Here is a 20,805-nt window from a genome sequence, read left to right as displayed (position 1 = left end):
GCGCGGGGATGAACCGCTGGCGCCGGTATGGTGGTGTCCGGGCTCGCAGTGTGCCCCGCCTGCGCGGGGATGAACCGCCATGAATGGGAGATCAACCGAGCTCGACGGCGTGTGCCCCGCCTGCGCGGGGATGAACCGCGTTGCGCGGCCGAGCCGGCCAATGACATCGGGTGTGCCCCGCCTGCGCGGGGATGAACCGCTGGCGCCGGTATGGTGGTGTCCGGGCTCGCAGTGTGCCCCGCCTGCGCGGGGATGAACCGGCCGGCCCGGCAGCACCCGAATAGCCTATGTGGTGTGCCCCGCCTGCGCGGGGATGAACCGCCCTACAAGGCCATCTGGACCGGGGCCGCCTGGTGTGCCCCGCCTGCGCGGGGATGAACCGGCCATCACGTGAGCCAGTTCGAGACGCGACCGGTGTGCCCCGCCTGCGCGGGGATGAACCGCCTCATGCTGGGTCGAGCACAATGACGGGCTCGTGTGCCCCGCCTGCGCGGGGATGAACCGCGCGTGTCGGTCGGTTGGGGTGACTATGACATGTGTGTCCCGCCTGCGCGGGGATGAACCGCCGTCGGCGCGGCGGACCGTCCCGGCGCGGGCGTGTGCCCCGCCTGCGCGGGGATGAACCGCCATCAGAACGCCCTCATCGGCATGACCACGAGTGTGCCCCGCCTGCGCGGGGATGAACCGGACGATTGAATGACCAGGACACAGGGTCAGCGGTGTGCCCCGCTTGCGCGGGGATGAACCGGCCCCTCTGCTCGCTTCGCCGAAATCGTCAGCGTGTGCCCCGCCTGCGCGGGGATGAACCGCCGGAATAGCCGAAGAACGCTCCGAGGCCCGGGTGTGCCGCGCCTGCGCGGGGATGAACCGGGCCTCGCGCCGGCATAGGGTGGCGGCACCACCTGTGCCCGGCCTGCGCGGGGATGAACCGTGCATCTGGAAGTGATGCGGCAGCTCGTCGACGTGTGCCCCACCTGCGCGGGGATGAACCGCCACCGGCCTTGGCGACCGCCCGGAGCGCCGTGTGTGCCCGCCTACGCGGGTATGAACTGAGATCGTCGCTTTCAGCCAGCCGATCTCGGCCGCGTGCCCTGCCTGTGTGGGGATGAACCGTTACCGGTCACCAGAAGGTGCTGGTTGGCCGTGGGTGCCCCGCCTGCTCGGGGATGAACCGCGGTACTTACACGGTGCCTGCGAGTACGCTCTCTGTGCCCCGCCGGCGCGGGGATGAACCGCCGTTAGCCTTGGCCTCGCCGAAGACATCCCTGTGTGCCCTGCCTGCGCGGGGATGAACCGAGCGATGATGGCAGCGATATGCTGTCGCCGTGGTGTGCCCCGCCTGCGCGGGGATGAACCGGAGTGGCCGTCGTCGTAGGTTGCGTTGGCGTCGTGTGCCCCGCCTGCGCGGGGATGAACCGTTCCCCGCCTCTGGCGCCACCGTCATGGCTTTGTGTGCCCCGCCTCGCGGGGATGAACCGCAGCCGACCTTGGCGACCGCCCGGACGCCGTGTGTGTCCCGCCTACGCAGGGATGAACCGATCTCGCCGAAAAATACGGTCGAGACCCGCTCGTGTGCTCCGCCAGCGCGGAGATGAATACGTTCCTCGGTCACCACCGCGCGTGTTGTATGATTGATTTCGCGGTGTCGCGGTTCCTGCTCTGCAACCCCTGGATCCCCTTCCCCTCGCTTCGCTCGGCCGGGGATGACGTGGTGGTTCTCGCGCGCATGCCTGGCCGGACGGAGCCTTCCCACTGGCGCCGGCCGGATCGCCTTCGTCGGCGTTTCCTTCTCCCGCGCGCGGCAGGTTTGCGTCAAATTGTGCCGCAAAGAGCTGCAAATCGCTTAAAGGATGGGCAGAAGCGGGCGGCGAGCGTCCGCGCCAAGGCCCGCGTGATGACCGACCAGTCGATTCCCTTGCGCCACGATGCCCAGGTCATGAGCCTGATCAGCGCGGCGCATTTTTCCAGCCATTTCTTTCAGCTCGTTCTGCCGCCGCTGTTCCCGGTGCTGAAAGTGGCTTTCGGGGTGAGCTATACCGAGCTCGGTTTCGTGATGGCGGTGTTCTTCGCCGCCTCCGGCCTCGGACAGGTGGTGGCCGGCTTCCTGGTCGACCGGTTCGGGCCGCAGCGCGTCCTGCCGATCGGCATCGTGCTTCTGGCCGGCGGCATGCTGCTGGTCGGCCTGCTGCCCTATTACAGCGTGCTGCTGCCGGCGGCCGCCTTGTCGGGTCTCGGCAACAGCGTGTTCCACCCGGCCGATTATTCCATCATCACCGCCCGCATCTCGCCGCAACGGATCGGCCGCGCCTATAGCGCGCATACCGTGATGGGCACGCTCGGCTGGGCCGCGGCGCCGGTCACCACGCTGGCGCTGGCACAACAGTTCGGCTGGCAGACCGCGCTCATCCAGCTCGGCCTCGCCGGGCTGGTGCTGGCGGCGATCGTCGCGCTCGGCCATCGCCAGCTCAAGGTCGCGCCGGCACCGCGCCCGGCGCATCACGAGGCGGCGCCGGCCTGGCAGATGCTGCTGACCGGCCCGATCATCGCCTGCCTCATCTATTTCACCTTGCTCGCCATTGCCCAGGCCGGTTCGCAGAGCTTCCTGCCGAGCCTCTTGCCGCTGACCCAGGGCATTTCGGCGGCCGCCGCGGTCACCGCCACCACAGTCTATCTGATCGGCAGCGCGCTCGGTTCCTTCTCCGGCGGTTTCCTGGCCGACCTCACCCCCAATCACGAGCGGGTGGTGGGCACCGGGCTCGCCGCGGCGGCGTTGCTCAGCCTGGTGCTCGGTTTCGTCCATATGCCCGGGCCAGTCCTGCTGGCGGTGACCGGGCTCGCCGGCTTCCTCACCGGTTCGACCATCCCGTCGCGCGACATGCTGGTGCGCGGCGCGGCGCCGGCCGGGGCGGTCGGCACCGTCTTCGGTTTCGTCTATTCCGGGCTCGACCTCGGCTCGGTGGTCGCGCCGATCGCCATCGGCGCCTTCATCGACCATGGCGCCGCCGATCTCGCCTTCGTCTTCATCGCCTCGGCCTTGATGATCACGGTGATCAGCGCTCTGATCGTCAAGCATCTGCAGCGCTGACCGCCCTCACTCCGAGCGGATGTTGAGCGAGCGGATCAGCGGGATCCAGGTCTGGTCTTCCTTTTCCAGATAGGCACGGAACTCGTCCTGCGTCATCGGCGCCGACTGGGCGCCGAGCGCCAGGTATCGGCTTTTCACCGAGGGGTCGTTCAGCACCTTGATCACCGCCTGGTGCAGGAGGGCGATGACCGCATCGGGCGTCTTGGCCGGCGCCATCAGGCCGGTAAAGGTCTGGCCGTCGAAGGCGGGATAACCGAGTTCGGTGAAGGTCGGCACGTCGGGCAGGTCGGCGAGCCGCGTCGAACCGGTCACCGCCAGCGCGCGGGTCCGGTTGTCCTTCAGGAAGGGCAGGGCGACCGAGATCTGGTCGAGATTGAACTGGACATGGCCGCCGACCAGGTCGTTGGTCGCCGGCGCATTACCGCGATATTGCACGGTCATCCATTTCGCCCCGAGCTTGGACTGCATCAGCTCGGACAGGAGGTGGTTGGTGGTGCCGGGGCCGGGCGAGGCCATGGTCAGGGGCGGCTGACGGGTGCGGACGAGGTTCAGGAACTCGGCGAAGGTCTTGGCCGGCAGATCCGGATGCACCTGCAGGACCAGCGGGGTCAGCGTCACCGTGCTGACGGGGATGAAGTCGCGCCGCCATTCATAGGCCCGCCTGGCGCCCATTTCCGGCGCGAACAGGATCGGTCCATTGGCGCCGATCAGCAGCGTGTAGCCGTCGGGCTCCGCCTTGGCGACGGTCTCGCTGCCGAGCAGGCCGCCAGCGCCCGGCTTGTTCTCGATGACGAAGGGCTGGCCGAGCTCCTGCTGCAGCTTCTCCGCCAGGATGCGGGCGGCCACATCGACATTGCCGCCGGCGGCATAGGGCACGATCAGCCGCACCGCGCGGGTCGGCCAGGTCTGCGGCGGCGTCGACGTCTGGGACTGAGCCTTGACGGCGGTCAGTCCGGTGGCGGTCAGCGCGAGCGCCGATATCACGGCAAGGGCCAGTTTCCGCATGCGTTTCTCCCGATGGTCTGTTGTTGTCGTGTGATCAGGCAAAACCGAAGAAGCGCGCGGGATTGTCGACCAGGATGGCCTGGCGCTCGGCGTCGTCGGTGGTGGCCCGGAACAGGAAGTCGAGCAGCGCGCCTTCGTTCGGCGGCTGTTTGGTCGAGACCGGGTGCGGCCAGTCGCTGCCCCAGACGATGCGGTCGGGGGCGGCCTCGATCAGCGCACGCACGACCGGGATCACGTCGTCCCAGGGAGCGCCTGATTTCGAGACCTTTTCGGTCAGCGACAGCATGACCCAGACATTGCCGCGCTTCACGAGCTCCAGGACCTTGGCAAGGCTTGGATCGGCCCGCCCGAGGGTTGGATCGGGCCGGCCCATATGGTCGATCAGCAAGGGCACGTCGAGTCGCTCGAAATCGGCGATATTGCCGATGACGCCCTCGACCTCGGGCTGCAGCTTCACATACCAGCCGAGCTCGCGGATGCGCGCCAGCGAACGTTCGAACTGGGCCTTGTCGAAGGCGATGCCGAGGCCCTGGCGGGTGAAGCGGGCGCCCTTGACGCCGGCCCGGTCCAGTTCGTCGAGATAGGCGTCGCTGCGGTCGGCGAAGACGGCGGCATTGGCGCAGCCGCGATAATTCGGTCCGGCGGTCTTCAATCCGTCGAGCGTCACAGCGTGGTCGCCACCATAGGTGGTCGGCTGGACGATGACGCCGCGCGTGATGCCGAGTGTCGCATGCAGTTTCAGGGCGGTGTCGATGGTGGCGCTGGGCATTTCATAGACCGCCCCCGGCCGGACCGGATAGCGATCGGCCGGCCCCAGCACGTGGAACTGGCTGTCGCAGCTGAGCGGCGGCAGAGGCCGGGCCGGAGCCCGCGGGTTCGGGTCGAAGGGCAGATACGTCGGCATGATCGGCGCGCGCTCCCGGTCGTTCAGGATTTCTTGGTCGTTCAGGATTTCGAGGTCTGGTGGATGGCGGCCATGGTGACGATGTCGCCGAGCGTGGCGTAGTTCGGCCCGGCGAGCCGGCAGATCGGGTCGAGCCGGCGCGTGTCGACCTTGCCGTCTGCCATCAGGCCCTCGCGCAGGTGAAAGGACAGGACCTCGCCGACCAGCAGGCGGCTGCGCGTCTCACCGAATTCGATGCAATGGCGCAGCCGGCATTCCATCGCGACCGGGGCGATGGTCAGCCGGGGCACGCGGACATTGAGGCCGGGGCGCGTCTCCAGGCCGAGCACCTCGACCTCGCTGACCTCGGGCGGGTGTTCGACGGCGCTGTCATGCACCTGGGCGATCAGCGGCCGGTCGGCGATATGCACGACGAACTCCTCGCTCGCCATGATGTTCTTCGCGGTGTCCTTATAGACCCCCGCCTTCTGCCCGACGCTGATCGCCAGCATGGGTGGTTTCGGCGAGACGAAGGTGAAATGGCTGAACGGCGCGAGATTGACCGTGCCCGTGGCCGAGACCGTGGTCACCCAGGCGATCGGCCGGGGCACGACGAGCCCGGTCAGCAGGCGGTAGCAGGCTTCGGCCGCAAGGTCCTTCGCCTGGATGTCGAGCGTCGGCGCTGGCGTCGTCATCCGCCGATCACCGCCATGAAATCGCACTGGATCAGCTTGCCGCCGTCGAGATCCGCCTTCATCGCCTGGCGCACCGGTCGCGTCGCCGGATCCGGGAACATGGCGAGCCATTCCGTGTTGACCGCCTCGCGCTGGCTGCGATCGGTCATCCACACGGTGACCTTGACGATGTCGTCGGTCGAGCCACCGCCGGCCGCCATGATCGCGCGGATATGGCTGAACATCAGCGCACATTGCGCTTCCAGCGTCGGCGCCGGGCTGCCGGTCGCCGGATCGAGGCCATAAACGATGCCCGACATCAGGATATTGCCGAGGCGGCAGGCCGCGGGGATCGGGTTCTTGTGGCCGAAACCCTCGACATAGATGCTCTGGCGCTTGGTCATCGGGTCGCCTTCAGGTGAAGTGGCAGGAAACGGTGCCGAACGGACCATAATCGGCGTGGATCGTGTCGCCCTTCCGGCAATCGACCGGGCGGATGAACGAGCCGGACAGGATGACCTGGCCGGGTTCCAGCGAAACGCCATGGGAGCCGAGCTTGTTGGCGAGCCAGACAATGCCGTTGGCGGGATTGTTGAGCACGCCGGCGGCAACCCCGGTCTCCTCGATCTGGCCGTTGCGCGAGAAGATCACCGCGAGCCAGCGCAGATCCGCCTCCATCGGCCGGAACGGCCGGCCGCCGATGACGATGCCGCAATTGGCGGCATTGTCGGCAATGGTGTCGACCACCTTGCGCGTCCCCTTGGTCTCGCCGTCGACCCGCTCGATGCGGGCGTCCAGGATCTCGATCGCCGGCACGACATAGTCGGTAGCGTTGAGCACGTCGAAGATCGTGCAGTCGGGTCCGCTGATCCGGTCCTTCAGGATGAAGGCGAGCTCGGCCTCGGCGCGCAATTGCACGAACCGGTCGCTCGCGATCTCGCCGCCGTCGCGGAAGAACATGTCGTCGAGCAGCACGCCATAGTCGGGCTCGTTGATATTGACGGCGTTCTGCATGGCCTTGGAGGTCAGGCCGATCTTGTGGCCCTTGATGGTCCGGCCCGCCGTGACCTTCAGGTCGATCCAGGCGCTCTGCACCTGATAGGCGTCGTCGATGGTCATGCCGGGATGGGCGAGGCTCAATTGCCTGATCTGCCTGCCCGTGCGCTCGGCCTCGTCGAGGCGGCGTGCGGCGTCTTTGATCTGGTCTTGCGACAGCATCGGGTTGTTCCGTCTGGTCAGGAGAAAGACGCTCAGGCTTCGTCGGTCACGCCGTTGCCGAGCGTGCCGATGCCGGGCACCTCGACCTCGACGACATCGCCGGGCACCAGCCATTTCGGCGGATCGAAGCGCACGCCGGCTCCGGTCGGCGTTCCCGTGACGATCATGTCGCCGGGCTTCAGCGTCGCGAAGGTCGAGAGATAGGCGATGAGGTAGTCGAAGGGGAACATCAGGCGGCGGGTCGTGTCGTGCTGGCGCACCTCGCCGTTCACCCGCGTCGTCAGTTCGAGCGGCTGGGCGGGATCGAGCTCGTCGGATGTGACGATCCACGGTCCGATGGCGCCCGAGCGATCGAAGTTCTTGCCCTGGGTCACGTTGAACTTGGCATGGTGCAGCCAGTCGCGGACACTGCCTTCATTGCACAAGGTGAGGCCGAAGATGTGGTCGAGCGCGCTCTCGCGCGGGATGTGCCGACCGCCCTTGCCGATGACCATGACGATCTCGCCCTCGTAGTCGAGCTGCACGGAGACCCTGGGCCGTTCCAGCGGCACGCCATGGCCGACAAAGGAACTCGGGGTCCGGCAGAACAGGCTCGGATAGCTCTGCAGGGCCGAGTTGTCTTTGTATTCGGCATTGCGGTCGGCATAGTTGACGCCGATGCACCAGATCTTTTCCGGTGCGACGATCGGGATCATCAGCTCGACATCGGCCAGCGCGTGATCCGGAGCTGCGCCCTCAGCGGTCTGGCGCAGCAGGGCGCCGGCATTGGCGGCGATGGCATCGCGCAGGGTGGCGAATTGCGGCAGCCGCCGTCCGAGATCGACAAGGCCCGTATCGACAACCGCGCCGAAACGCTCGGCGCCGCCGAGCCGGAAGCTCGCAAGCTTCATGACAATCCTCCCTGGCATGGCGTCATCGCCGCTGCCTCACTGTTGGGAGGATCCTTGCACGGCGCGCCTTCCAGGCAATTGAATTCGGCCGATTGTGTCCACATAGTGGACATTCATGTCAGCCGGAGTCCGCATGATCGCCAGCACGCCCGCAACGCCGACAGGTGAGCCCGAGCCCGGCGGCGAGCGAGCGGGCGAGGGCGGCACCCAGGCCATCCGACGCGCTATCGGCGTCCTGCGCATCCTGGCCATGGCGCGCGAGGCGGGCTACGGCCTGACCGAGGTCAGCCAGCTGACCGGGCTGACCCGACCAACGGCCCATCGCATCCTGCTGGCGCTGATCGACGAGGGGCTGGTCGAGCAGAAGCCCATGACCCGCCGCTATGCGGTGGGCGAGCAGATCCAGCTGCTCGCCCTGTCGCGGCCGCGCCGGTCGCCGCTTCTGGTCGCGGCGGACCCGCTGCTGGACAGCCTGACGGGGAGCATCGGCGACACGCTGTTCCTGACCCAGCGCACCGGGCTCGACACGGTCTGCGTGGCGCGGCGGCTCGGCGCTTATCCCGTGCAGGTTCTGTCGCTCAGCGTCGGCGACCGGCGCCCGCTCGGGGTCAGCAGCTCGGGCCTGGCGCTACTCGCGCGATTGCCGGATGACGAGGTCAATGCCGTGCTCGCGCAGAATGCGCCACGCCTCGCCAGCTATGGCGCCACCTTGCCGCAGGCCGCCGCCTGGGTGCAGGCGGCGCGCAAGCTCGGTTATGCCGTGCGTGACCGCGGCCTGGTGCCCGGGACGCGCGCCCTGTCGGTGACCATTCGCGACCGGGACGGCGAGGCCTTCGCGGCGATCACCTGTGCCGGCGTGGTCCGTCGCATGTCGCAGGCGCGCATGGAGGGCATTGCCGAGGAATTGCGCATGGCGGCGCTGGCGATCGAGCAGGTGCTCAGGGCAGAGTGAGCTCCGCCGCCGACAAGCTTCGTCGCCGGACATGGCATGTCATGATGCACGGCGTGGCCGGTCACCGGTGGTGCTGTTCCCGTTTCACGCTCATTTCACGCGGGTTCATCTAGTACCGATCCCGGGGCGCCCGAGATGTGGCCCTGGATGCCTCTAGGGCATGCCCATGCATTCAGCGTTTCTCGCGCCTTCGGCGCGCATCGTTCTTCGCGTGCGCGACGGCTGCGAGCAGCAAGAGGTCCTTCGGAACCGACCGATCGCGGTGGAAAGAGGGAGACTGCCGATCGTCGCAGGCGTGAACTTGTTGGGGGCGTGACATGCACGACGCGGCCGCATCTGGTCGAACGCAATCGCGCATCATTCTTGTCCATGGCACCTTCGCGGAGCCGCGGCCGGAGAACCCGTCGCAAAAGCCGAGATGGTCGGCGCCCGATGGTCGTTTTGCCGGCGAACTCTCCGCCAGGGTCACGAGCGCGGCGGGAGTGGTCCCCGAAGTCGAGGAGTTCCGCTGGTCCGGGGCCAATTCCGAAGTGCAACGCCGCTTGGCCGGCAAGCTCCTGCTCAACCGCATCGAACAACTGGAGAAGGAGGGCGGCAGCTATCATCTGATCGGCCACAGTCATGGCGGTTCGGTGATCTGGCATGCCCTGACCGCCTCGATGGCCGATCCCGCCCGCCGGACCGGCACCGCCGCCGAGGCGCTGCCGGGCCTGCGGAGCTGGGCGACGGTTGGAACGCCCTTCCTCACGTTCGGGCCATCCAAGCGCGAATTGTTCAGCGTGGCCCTGCTGCTCGCCGGCTTCCTGCTCTGGCTTGCCACCTGGTCCACCTGGATCCTGGATGCCGGATCGGTCATCGCCCAGGCGCCGCTGATCCTGCAGAATGCCGCGGACTGGGCGAACGGGGCGACGAGCTACGCCTGGTACAAGCCGATCTGGCGTGAGGGGCCGATCATCATTCTCGGCGCGACGCTCGGCGCGCTGGTTTTCCTGGCGCTGAAGTTCCTGGGCTGGGGCCTCCAGCTACGTTTGCTGGCGGCGACCGCCACCCCGGCCCTGATTGCTTTCGCGGTCGCGCTCGGCGTCGTCCTGGCGTCCTGGCAGGTGCCATTCGTCGCCGCCTTGCACGAAAGCATAGCGGGGAAGATTGGCCTCGTCGTCCTGGCATTGCTGATCGCAACCGTCGTTCTGGTCGTGAGCTTCCTCGTCGCCTCGCTGGTGGTCCAGTTGCTGAACTGGTGGGACCGGCAGCAGCGCCGGCTGCGGGCGCAGGCGGCCTGTGCCGCCTATGGGGCGCGCTGGTATTCGCTGGTCCACCGGCAGGATGAGGCGGCTTCAGCCCTTGCCGCCTCGCTCTTGCCGGCGCCGGCCATTCGCCCGATCCAGCGCGACACCCATGGCATTCTGAACGACAAGGTCCTGCACGCGATCACCCGCCAGTTCACCAGGGCCCGTGACGAGGCGATCTGGGAAGGGCTGACCCAGAAGGTCCAGGGCGACGACATGAGCGGTTATGTGATCCGCCGTGTCGGTCTCGCGCCCGTCGCCTTCCGACAGGTCTGGCCGCCGCTGTCGGGCAGCACCGACGCCAGCATGATGGCGTTGGCCAATGCGGCCGCGGGCGCCTTCGCCGCGCAATTGCGCGATCGCTTCTCGACCAGCGGCAAGGATGGCGGCCACGACACGATCGACCAGATCGTCAAGGACCTGTCGTTCGGCGGTCTCGTCCACAACAGCTATTTCTTCGACGACGAGGCGCGAACCGCTGTGCGCCGGGATATTGTCGGCTGGCTCGCCGCGCATGTCGTCCGATCGATGCCGGAGGCCGGCGACCCCGCTGCGCCGCGGCCACCATTGCACGGCGAATGGCGGGATGTCTCGGCTGCCCTGTCCGATTTCCGGCTCGCCAGCGAGAGCCGGTTCCGCGCCATCACGATCGCGCGGGCGACGGCGCTCGCCGTCGCCTTCGGCGCCCTGATGCTGGCGACCACGGCCGCCTTCGAGACCAGCGTACGGCCGCTGACACGCGAGGCGCAGGTCGCGGAAACGATTGCGTCGTGGAAGCTGTCCGGGGCTTTCGCTACGGCTGACGCGCCAATGGTCGGGGCCTTTGTCGTCCGCCTGGCGGTGGCTGGGGAACTCGGCAGCGCCGAGGCCGTGCGGGCGGTGTTTCGCACCATCCTCGAGCGCAATGCCCGGGCTGTCGCCGGCCAGCGACTGGCCTTTGCCTGGGGCCGCGACGGAGCTCTGGAGCCGGGGCAGCGGGACCGGCTGGTTCGGCAAGTCCGGACCGAAATCCTCGGCCAGGATCCCGCAGATCCCAAGCCGCCGCGGGAGGCACACCTTGCCCGGGCCAACCATCTGGTCACGCTGCACCTGCTGGCGGGGATCGTTGCCCGGCACGGTCGGCTGGATGCCGCACAGCTGAACGACGCAAACGCCGCCTGGACGGCGCTGAGCCAGATGTGCCGCGATGTCGATCTCGACGCGGTCGCGCATGTCTATCTGCCGGTGCTGGTGGCGGGGGGAGGCGAGACGGACGCGGCCGATGTCCTGAGGCGGGTGGCCATCCGGCGCGGCGGCCAGTGCGGGCAGCCGGAGGTCACCGCTCCGAGCGAGGCCGACCTGGCGTGGCAGCAGGCGTTCCTGCTCGACCGAGCGCTGGACGCCGTGTCCTGGAACCAGCCGGCCCTCGCCGGCAAGCTTCTGGCCCTTGCGGGCGGCGATGCGTCGGAACCCGGGCCGTTGCTGGCCGCGCTCGACCGCACACGCGACGGCGCGCGCAAGCTGTGCACCGACCAGATGCGGAACATGGCGGAACTGATCGGCGCGGCACCGCTGCCGCATCGCGCGCCGCATTGCTCGCTGGAACAGGTCCAGGCGGCGCCCGCGAACTGGGTCGAACAGGACGGCTGCGCGGCGCAAAGACAGATCTCTGCGAAAAAGCTCTCCGATTACCGGCGCGACGGAAGCCGGCTGCGGTCGCTCCATGCCGACCTCGACGATGCCATGATGAACAGCTACCGGTTCTGCCGTGTCGAGCCGGCTTTCACCAGCGGCAATCTTCGGGCCTGCGCGACGCAACTCGCCGCCCGCTGCGAAGAGGCTGGGGATGCCGCGCAACGGCCGATCGACCTGGCTCTCGTCCTGGTCGGAATGAGCCGTTTCGCCGATGCGCTCAAGATCATCCAGCCGATCTTCCAAGGCTCGAGCCTGTGGCTCGACGATGCCGGCGACGTGCCGTTGGTCGGTCTGTTCGAGGCGGCCTATCCGGCGCCGCGTGACGAACCGCCGCTTGGCCGGGAGCGGCAGATGCTGGTCGATGCCATCGTCGCTCAGCAGATGCGGCTTGCCGAGGGTTGCCGCGCGGCAGCAGGCGTGCAGCCCCGCGAACGTCCTTGCGCACGAAACAGGACGCGACGGGCGATCCATCTGCGCAGCGCGGCCTTCATGCGCTGGGAGGTCAAACAGAAAACGGAGGCGCGCCAGATGGTCGCCGATCTGGTCGCCGATATCGACCGGCGTCATGCTGGCGATCAAGGCGCGCGACCGTCGCGCCGGGAACTGCTGGCGGCGGCCGACGCGGCGCTCATCGTTGGTCTGCGGGATCAGTCGGGGCGCATGATCAGGTTTCTGCGCACCGAGATCCGCCGGATGGGACTGGGCGCGATCGAGACCGCGTCGGATCAGACGGCTCCGTTCACCGCGGCCCATATTCGCCTGATGGTCAACATCATGACGGCGTTGCAGGATCCCGACATTGCCGGCGCGACGGCGACCCTGGCTGCCCTGCGGGACCAGGAATATACCCGCGACACCCGCGCGGCCCTGGCACGACAGCTGGCCGGAATCCGAGCCGGGCTGGGGGATTTCTTCCTGGCCAACAAGGAGGCGACCGGCGCGGTCGCGGCCAACGAGGTCCTGGCTGGGCGGTGCATGATCCTCGACAATCACATCGAGCAGAATGACGGCCTGCGCGCCATCAAGGAGCGCTACGGCCTCGAGGATCACCGTCGCTGGCCGCAGCCCGCGCCCGCCTATTTTCACACCCATGCCCGCTTCGCCTACGACGGCGCCGCATCGCGGCCGCTCGCCTGCCGGACCGGGCCCTCCTACGACCTTGACTGAACCGGATCCGACGTGGCGCCGCGGCGAGCGGCGAGGGGGCATCATGACCGAAAAGACAGCAGCCGAGGGGGCAAGCGGCGGTACCTGCGGCTTCGACGAGGTCTTCAGGGCCGAGCTCGACGATGTCGGGCTGCGCCGGCAGGCGCTCAGGCGGGCCGACGGCCGCGCCCACAAGGCGGTGGGGGGGCCGCGCGTCGACAGGCATCTTGCCGCGCTCTCGCTGTCCGGCGGCGGCATTCGCTCCGCCGCCTTCGCGCTCGGCGTCGTGCAGGGACTGCATGCGGAGTCTCAGGGCGAGCGGGTCAGCACAGTCGAGCGCATGGACTATCTGTCGACCGTGTCCGGCGGCGGCTATCTCGGCACCGCCATGACCATCGGCATGTCGGAAAATGGCGGCCAGTTTCCCTATCGGCTGACCGGGCAGGATGCCGGCGAGACGCTCGAAACAAGGCATCTCCGCGACAATTCGCGCTATCTGCTGCGCGGCGGCATCGGCGCGCTGCTGGCCGCCTTCGTCGTCTATATGCGTGGCATCTTCCTGAGCGTTCTGGTTCTGCTGCCGCTCCTGCTCTCGGTCGCCGCCGTCTTCCTGTTCATCGCGCCGGATACCGGCTGGCTCGCTTCGGCCTGGTGGGTGCCGCGCTGGTTCAGGCCGCTTCTCGAGGGCTATCCCATGCCCTTGACCATCCTGGTCCTGCTGGCGCTCGGTCTTCTCTGGGTTGTCTATGTCCTGGCGGTCTCCAATGGCGGCATCGTCGACGTGAAACGCCGCAGACGCACGGTGGCGATCGCGACCTGGATCGTCGTGAGCCTGCTGGCCTTGATCATTGCTGAAGCGCATCTCGGGCTCATGCATGCGATCTTCACGAGCGTGCCGTCGGGGACCGGGAGGCCGGTCCACGCCTCTGCCCCCACCGCGCTGCCGACCTGGATCGCGAGCGTGGTGGCCTGGCTCAGCCCGGCCGTCCTGGCGATTTTGCCCTTCGTTCAGAAGCTGGGTGAGAAGGCCGCCTCCGAAGCGACCGGCGGCTACAGCGCCATTCTCGCCAAGCTCGGCAGCCGGGCCCTGCTGCTGTTCGCAGCGGCCATCGTGCCCCTGCTGATCTGGTTTGCCATGATGTTGCTGGTCTATTGGGGCACTGGCGATCTCAACTGCACGCCGAGTCGATGGGTCATCTGCCGTACCGGCCCACCTTCTTACGCCCATGCTCCGGACTGGCTGGCCTCGCTATTCGACGCCGATGCGGTCTCCCCTTATCGGGCCGCGGTGCTCTATGCCCTCGCGGCTTGCGCCTTGTTCGCGCTGTGGCAATTTCTCAACGTCAACGCCAATTCCCTGCACCAGCTTTATCGGGACCGGCTGGGCTATGCCTTCCTGCAGGCACGCAAGAAGGAGGAGACGTCGCCCGGCGTCTGGGTTCCGGTCCATCCGCCGGAAATGGACTCGGCCGACAATGTCCTGCTGTCCCACATCGCGCCGAAGCTCACCGCCTATCACCTGATCAACGCCGCGGTGAATGTGCCCGGCTCGCGTTTTGCCAATCAGCGGGGCCGCAACGCCGATTTTTTCCTGTTCAGCCGCCGCTTCATTGGCTGCGAGCTGACCGGCTATGTGCCGACGACAGCGGCCGAAACAGTGGTCGATGGCCTGAATATCGGTACGGCCATGGCCATTTCCGGCGCCGCGGCGGCACCGAATATGGGCATGGCTTCGATTGCCCCGTTGTCGCCGACACTGGCCTTCCTGAATGTCCGGCTCGGCCGCTGGGTGCTCAATCCCCGCGCGATCGTCGAACTTTATCCGCAACATGCGGCAGCCCTGGCCGCCGCTGCGGCGCCCGCACCGGCCGTCGCGCCGTCGCCGGCCGTCGCCGCCCTGTGCGCGCGGCTCGGGCGCTTGGGCGGGAACCTTCAGAAAGCCGTCGCGTGGACGGCAAAATGCTGGGCCGCCGTCGATCGCAGGCAGCCCTCGCTCCCCCGCAGCTTCCCGGGCCCGCGCTATCTCCTACGGGAGGCCTTCGCCAAATCCGGTGTCGGCGTCCGCCGGCCGGACGCGAAGACCGCTGACAATTCGTACCTGTTTCTCACCGATGGCGGCCATATCGAAAATCTCGGCGTCTACGGGCTGCTGCGCCGCCGCTGCAAGCTGATCATCATTGTCGATGGCGAAGCCGATCCCGATTACGAATTCGGCTCATTGGTGAGGCTGGAGCGCTTTGCCCGCATCGATCTCGGGGTGAGCATCGACCTGGACTGGGCGGCGATCGGCGCCCGCTCGCGTCTTGCTTCGGTCGGCGGCACGAAAGACGCGGCGCGCGCCGACCCGGCGAAGGGGCCGCATGCCGCACTCGGCTATATCCGCTATCCCGCCGTGCCGGGCGACACGGAGCCGGAGGCCGGGTTGCTGCTCTACCTCAAGGCTTCGCTGACCGGCGATGAGAACGACTATGTCACGGCCTACAAGGCCGCCCATCCGGCCTTCCCGCAGGAAAGCACGGCCGATCAGTTCTTCAGCGAAGAGCAGTTCGAAGTCTACCGGGCGCTCGGCGAGCATATCGCTCGTCACGTCGCCTGTGGTTCCTCCCCGGTCTCGGCCAGACCCGCGCAGCGCGCCGCGCTGGTCGCCGAATGGAACCAGTTGATGCCGACCATGACCTTGAGTTGAGCCGGTCGAAAGGCCGGCGCCCGGATGCCGCGACGCTCCTGGCGGCATCAGGCATCGATCGAGACACAGGGCATCCATGCGCATGAGGACGTCACCCATCGAAGAGGCATCAGATGCGCTATTCAACGCAAGAGCTACGCGACCTCTGGGCCCGGTTCTACCGGCGTGAGGACGAGATGCGGCGGCAGGCGTTCGGCCCGGCCTTGATCGCGATCGCGCCGCCGACCTCCGAAGCCTGGCGCGCGCTGGAGACGGTGTTCCTGAAGCACGATTATCTCATTCGCAAGGTCGATACCGGCGGCTATGCCGACCGGCCGATCACCGACGGCACCGCGCCCAGCCTGCATGCCTATGGCATCGCCGTCGATATCGACTGGCAGACCAATCCCTACAAGAAGACGCCGAACAACCGGAAGGTGCTGTTCGCCGACAAGCCGACACAGGAGGAGCGCGCACGCGAGGTGCGCTTCCTGCGCGCGGATACGGACATGACGCCGGCATTGATCGCCGACGCCCTCGCGATCAAGACCAGAGCCGGCTTGCCGATCTTTGCCTGGGGCGGCCATTTCAAGGCGTCGAAGGATGCCATGCATTTCCAGATCGACGTCAGTCCGCAGGAGCTGGCTGAAGGCATCGATGACGGCCCGCGCGTCGTGACCCCGCCTTCGCCCGAAGCCCCCCGGCCACCTGATGATGTCGGGTCGGATGGGGTCTGGCCGCGCTTCGGCGTGGTTTCGGCCGATGGCGCCGACATGATGGACAAGACTGAAGGGAGGATGGGCATGAACCGCCAGGTTTTCTACAACGAGATCCGCGACGACCTGTTTTCCGGCAGCCTGAGCAAGGCGCAGGTCGCCGGCATGGAGGACCTTCTCGACGTCTGGCAGGCGACCTACCGGGACAAGGATCCGCGCTGGCTCGCCTATATCCTGGCGACCGTCTATCACGAGACCGGACGGCGCATGGCGCCGGTGCGCGAAGGCTTCGCCACCTCGACCGAGGGCGCCATCGCGGCGGTCACGCGGCTCTTCGACCAAGGCCGCATTCGCGTCAATTATGCATTGCCGGTGAATGGCCAGAGTTATTTCGGCCGCGGCCGGGTGCAGAACACCTGGTTCGACAACTACAAGAGGCTCGAGAGGCGCTTCGGCTATCCCCTGGTAAGCCAGCCCGATCTCCTGATCACCAATCCGCAGATCGACGCGACGGTCACCGTGGTCGGCCATGTCGAAGGTCTCTGGACCGGCCGCAAGCTCGCCGATTTCATCGATGCCGGTCGCTGCGACTATCGCGGTGCGCGCAGCATCATCGGCAAGGACCGCGCCGGCGACATCGCCAATTACGCGATCAATTTCGAAACGGCGGTCGAGGCGGCCTATGCCGCGCCGGGGTCGGTTTTCGTGCCGCCACGCGAGGTCGATCTCGCGAGCCGGAGCCCCGCCGGGCCGATCAGCGATGGCTCGTTCTTCCCAGGCATCTCGACACAAGGATCAACGCCGATGGCAGAAACCCAGCAGCCCGATCTTGCCCGCCTCATCGCCACCATCGTGCAATTGCAGCAGGCATTGACGGTGATCAGGCAGTCCCAGCCGGTGCCGGTGGCCGACCCGGCGCCGCAGCTTGCCGGCCAGCAGCAATTGCTGGCGGTGCTGGCGGCTCTGCTCGGCCAGAACGGCGTGATGCCCGCGGTGCCGCCGGTGCTCGCCCCGCCGCCGGCGCCCGTCTCGGCGCCGACGCCCGCCCCGCCGCCGGCACCGATCGGTCCGGTCAATGGCGCGCTCGGCACCTCGCTTGGCGAATTGCTGAACGGCAAGAAGACAGCCATCGGCCTGATCGGTGCTTTGGCCACCAGCGTGCTGACCAATTCCCAGCCGGGCACTTTGCTCGGCGGCCTCGCCAGCTCAGTGCCGGCGCTTGCCGGCATGAGCAGTACTTTCCTGCCGGTCTTCCTGGCGACCGCGGCCTGGGGTGTTCTGGGCAAGATGGAGAAATGGACACAAGCCGCGCCGACGCCGGTGAGGTGAGGCCGGCGAACGCGCCGCGCGCAAGGCCGAACTTCGCGCGGGCCGCTTCCCTCCGGGCCAAACCGCCCTACACTCCTCCCCAACAACAAGACGATCGGGGAGGAGACCATCATGCTGACCAGGCGTAGTGCAATAGCCGCGTTGTCGATTGGATCGATCCAGGCCGCGGCTTCGAAAGCCTCGGCGCAAGGCTTCACCAAACAAGTGACACTGATCGTGCCGTTCGCGCCGGGCGGGACATCCGACATCCTCGCCCGTTTCATCGGGCCGAAACTGTCGCAGGCGATCGGCCAGCCGGTCATCGTCGACAACCGGCCGAGTTCGTCCGGCAATGTCGGCGCCGACTTTGTCGCGCGTGCGCCGGGCGACGGCCACACCTTGCTGATCTCGGATGCCGGCACGCTGGCGAGCGTCCCCGCCTTGTTCAAGAAGCTGTCCTTCGATGTGGCCAAGGATCTGGTGCCGGTCGGCATGGTGTCCTTCTCGCCTTATCTTTTCGCCGTTCACCCCTCGATTCCCGCCAATACGATCGAGGAGCTCGCCGCCTTCGACAAGGCCAATCCCGGCAAGCTGAACGTCGCGACCAGCGGCGTCGGCGCCGTCAACCACCTGACCGCGCTGGTCATCGGCAAGCGTTTCGGCATCACCTGGGGCACGGTGCCCTATCGGGGCGGCGCCGCCGCCATCCGCGGCGTGGTGGCCAACGAATCCAACGTCATCTTCAACGGCGCCATCGCCACCTTGCCCTTCGTCACCCAGGGCCAGCTCAAGGGCATCGCCGTATCGGGGGACAAGCGGCTGGCCGCCTTGCCCAACCTGCCGAGCTTCAAGGAGCTCAATACGCCGATCCACGATACCGGCTCCTGGCAAGGCCTCTATGCCAGCAAGGGGACGCCGCCGGCCATGGTGGAAAGGCTCAATGCCGAGCTCGGCAAGATCCTCGCGCAACCCGACGTCACCGCCAAGATCGTCGAGTTGGGCAGCGAGGTGAGGGCCGGCACCGCCGCCGAATTCTCCGCCTGGATGACCAAGGCCATGGCCGAATGGGGTGCCATCGTCAAAGCCGAGAACATCTCGCTCGACTGAAGCGCGGCTGCCGACGAAGCGGAGGGGGCCATGGGCCGCATCAATGTTCCCGATCTTGCCTTCGGCCTGTTCCTGGTCGCGGTCGGCGCATTGGCGCTGGTCCTGATCAGCGACCTGCCGATGGGCTCGGCGGCCCGCATGGGCGCCGGCTATGTGCCGCGCGCGCTGGCCGTCATCATCATCGTGTTCGGCCTCGGGCTCGGCGGTCGCGCGCTGCTCGCCGCGCCGGTCGCCTTTCCCGCCATCGCCTGGCGGCCGCTGCTCCTGATCGCCGGTGCGGTCGGGCTCTTCGCCCTCCTGCTGCCGCGCCTGGGGCTGGCTCTGACCAGCGTGGCCGTGGTGATCACCGCTGGCTTTGCCTCCCATGACGTCCGCCTCAAGGAGAATGTCGTCGTGGCCCTGGCGCTGGCAGCCTTCGCGGTGGTGCTCTTCGTCAGCGCGCTCGGCCTGCCGCTGTCGATCTGGCCGGCGTTCTGAGATGGGCCAGGATTGATATGGACCTGATCAGCAATCTCGCCACCGGTTTCGCCGTTGCGCTGACGCCGCTCAACCTCGCCTTCTGCCTGATGGGGGTGGTCATCGGCACGCTGGTCGGCGTGCTGCCGGGCATCGCGCCGATCACCACCATCGCCATCCTGCTGCCCTTCACCTTCACGTTGCCGCCGGCCTCGGCCCTGATCATGCTGTCCGGCATCTTCTACGGCGCCCAATATGGCGGCTCCACCACCGCCATCCTGGTCAACCTGCCCGGTGAATCCTCCTCCATCGTCACCTGTCTCGACGGCCACCAGATGGCGCGCCAGGGCAGGGCGGGGCCAGCGCTGGCGATCGCGGCCATCGCCTCGTTCCTGGCCGGCACCATCGCCACCGTCATCATCGCCACGGCGAGCGTGCCGCTGGCGGCGCTCGCGCTGCAGTTCACGGCCGCCGAATATTTCAGCCTGATGGTGCTCGGCCTCACCGGCTCGGTGGCGCTGGCCAACGGCTCGCCGGCCAAGGCCATCGCCATGGTGCTGCTCGGCCTGCTGTTCGGCCTGGTCGGCATCGACGTGAATACTGGCCTGCCGCGCATGACGCTCGATATCGGCGAGCTCGGCGACGGCATCGGCTTCGTGCCGATCGCCATCGGCATGTTCGGCATCGCGGAACTCGCAGTGGCGCTCGGCCGGCCGCAGGATCGCAGTCTGCTGAGCGTGGCGGTGAAGAATCTCTGGCCGAACTGGCACGAGATCCGCGCCTGCCTGCCGGCCATGCTGCGCGGCACTGCCATCGGCTCGATCCTCGGCGTGCTGCCCGGCGGCGGCGCGGCACTCTCGTCCTTTGCCGCCTATGCGGTGGAGAAGAAGGTCTCGGCTACGCCCGAGCGGTTCGGCAAGGGGGCCATCGAAGGCGTTGCCGCGCCCGAGGCCGCCAACAATGCCGGCGCCCAGACCTCGTTCATTCCGCTGCTGACACTCGGCATTCCCGGCAATGCCATCATGGCGCTGATGGTCGGCGCCATGATGATCCACGGCATCCAGCCGGGCCCGCAGGTGATGACCACCCAGCCAGCGCTGTTCTGGGGCGTGATTGCCTCCATGTGGCTCGGCAATCTCATGCTGATCGTGCTCAATCTGCCGCTGATCGGGCTTTGGGTCTCGCTCCTGCGCGTGCCTTACCGCATCCTGTTTCCGGCCATTGTGCTGTTTTGCTGCATCGGCACCTTCTCGGTCAGCAATTCGATCTTCGACATCGCGCTGATGCTGCTGTTCGCGGTCGCCGGCGTGTTCTTCATCAAGGTCGGCGCCGAACCCGCGCCTTTCATCCTCGGCTTCATCCTGGGGCCGCTGATGGAGGAGAATTTCCGCCGGGCGATGAACCTGTCGCGTGGCAATGTCATGGTCTTTCTCGAACGGCCGATCAGCGCCGTGCTGCTGGCGGCAACCCTCGTCCTTCTGGTCGTGCTCATCCTGCCGACGGTCAGGGCGAAGCGGGAAGAGGTGTTTCAGGAATAGCGCGAAGGCGCGGGCTCGTTGTTTGGTCGCGCGCCGCGTCTGCCGAACTCTTCCTCCACCACGGCCCATCGGCGACGCTGGGGAGCCGACGACACACTGCGCCCCCAGACCGTCGAAATCGTCGCCGCGACACGGGACGCCGTCCAGCAGGTGGCCTGCGTTCACGCTGACAATATCCGAATTTGGCTCGCGAGGAGCTTCG

The 20,805-nt window shown here is 67.4% G+C and carries 14 protein-coding genes and 1 CRISPR repeat array; of the genes, 8 read left to right on the top strand and 6 right to left on the bottom strand.

Annotated features, from left to right (window positions below; all coding sequences use genetic code 11):
• Positions 1-48: 48 nt before the first annotated feature.
• Positions 49-992: direct repeats of the CRISPR family, unit length 29 nt; unit sequence GTGTGCCCCGCCTGCGCGGGGATGAACCG.
• A gap of 902 nt (positions 993-1,894) precedes the next feature.
• Positions 1,895-3,085, top strand: coding sequence for an MFS transporter (locus AC07WJ_RS21825; protein WP_494936746.1), 1,191 nt, complete (start codon positions 1,895-1,897; stop codon positions 3,083-3,085).
• Between the two features lie 6 nt (positions 3,086-3,091).
• Here the strand turns inward: AC07WJ_RS21825 and AC07WJ_RS21820 are convergent, their stop codons facing one another.
• The 6 genes from AC07WJ_RS21820 to AC07WJ_RS21795 are packed head-to-tail and all read right to left on the bottom strand — an operon-like array spanning position 3,092 to position 7,755.
• On the bottom strand, positions 3,092-4,090 hold the full coding sequence (locus tag AC07WJ_RS21820) for a Bug family tripartite tricarboxylate transporter substrate binding protein (protein WP_494936745.1): 999 nt from the start codon (positions 4,088-4,090) through the stop codon (positions 3,092-3,094).
• Between the two features lie 34 nt (positions 4,091-4,124).
• A complete protein-coding gene (locus AC07WJ_RS21815; RefSeq protein WP_494936744.1) occupies positions 4,125-4,994 on the bottom strand; it encodes an amidohydrolase family protein in 870 nt (289 codons plus the stop codon).
• A gap of 41 nt (positions 4,995-5,035) precedes the next feature.
• Positions 5,036-5,668 (bottom strand): flavin reductase family protein, encoded by a 633-nt coding sequence (locus tag AC07WJ_RS21810; protein WP_494936743.1) that lies wholly within the window; start codon positions 5,666-5,668, stop codon positions 5,036-5,038.
• Positions 5,665-6,051, bottom strand: a complete 387-nt coding sequence (locus AC07WJ_RS21805; protein WP_494936742.1) for a RidA family protein — start codon at positions 6,049-6,051, stop codon at positions 5,665-5,667. Before AC07WJ_RS21805 ends, AC07WJ_RS21810 begins: the two co-directional genes overlap by 4 nt.
• Before the next feature lie 10 nt (positions 6,052-6,061).
• Entirely contained in the window at positions 6,062-6,865 is an 804-nt protein-coding gene (gene hpaH, locus AC07WJ_RS21800; protein WP_494936741.1) for a 2-oxo-hept-4-ene-1,7-dioate hydratase, read from the bottom strand.
• 32 nt (positions 6,866-6,897) lie between these two features.
• Positions 6,898-7,755, bottom strand: a complete 858-nt coding sequence (locus AC07WJ_RS21795; RefSeq protein ID WP_494936740.1) for a fumarylacetoacetate hydrolase family protein — start codon at positions 7,753-7,755, stop codon at positions 6,898-6,900.
• A 133-nt stretch (positions 7,756-7,888) separates the two neighbouring features.
• On the opposite strand from AC07WJ_RS21795, the gene AC07WJ_RS21790 reads away from it, so the two are divergent.
• The 7 genes from AC07WJ_RS21790 (at position 7,889) to AC07WJ_RS21760 (ending at position 20,603) form a co-directional block, all read left to right on the top strand.
• The gene (locus tag AC07WJ_RS21790) at positions 7,889-8,707 is read left to right on the top strand and encodes an IclR family transcriptional regulator (RefSeq protein WP_494936739.1); all 819 of its coding nucleotides are present in this window, start codon (positions 7,889-7,891) and stop codon (positions 8,705-8,707) included.
• Positions 8,708-9,189: 482 nt separating this feature from the next.
• Complete coding sequence (locus AC07WJ_RS21785) at positions 9,190-12,834, top strand: hypothetical protein (protein WP_494936738.1); 3,645 nt, start codon at positions 9,190-9,192, stop codon at positions 12,832-12,834.
• Positions 12,835-12,877: 43 nt separating this feature from the next.
• Positions 12,878-15,499, top strand: coding sequence for a hypothetical protein (locus AC07WJ_RS21780; RefSeq protein ID WP_494936737.1), 2,622 nt, complete (start codon positions 12,878-12,880; stop codon positions 15,497-15,499).
• A 113-nt stretch (positions 15,500-15,612) separates the two neighbouring features.
• Positions 15,613-17,523 (top strand): M15 family metallopeptidase, encoded by a 1,911-nt coding sequence (locus tag AC07WJ_RS21775; protein ID WP_494936736.1) that lies wholly within the window; start codon positions 15,613-15,615, stop codon positions 17,521-17,523.
• 111 nt (positions 17,524-17,634) lie between these two features.
• Positions 17,635-18,609, top strand: a complete 975-nt coding sequence (locus AC07WJ_RS21770; protein WP_494936735.1) for a Bug family tripartite tricarboxylate transporter substrate binding protein — start codon at positions 17,635-17,637, stop codon at positions 18,607-18,609.
• Positions 18,610-18,639: 30 nt separating this feature from the next.
• On the top strand, positions 18,640-19,086 hold the full coding sequence (locus AC07WJ_RS21765) for a tripartite tricarboxylate transporter TctB family protein (protein WP_494936734.1): 447 nt from the start codon (positions 18,640-18,642) through the stop codon (positions 19,084-19,086).
• 17 nt (positions 19,087-19,103) lie between these two features.
• Complete coding sequence (locus tag AC07WJ_RS21760) at positions 19,104-20,603, top strand: tripartite tricarboxylate transporter permease (RefSeq protein ID WP_494936733.1); 1,500 nt, start codon at positions 19,104-19,106, stop codon at positions 20,601-20,603.
• Positions 20,604-20,805: the final 202 nt, after the last annotated feature.

It is taken from the genome of Phreatobacter sp. GW821-FHT04C01, assembly GCF_059420385.1.
This window is presented reverse-complemented; position numbering and strand designations above follow the sequence as displayed.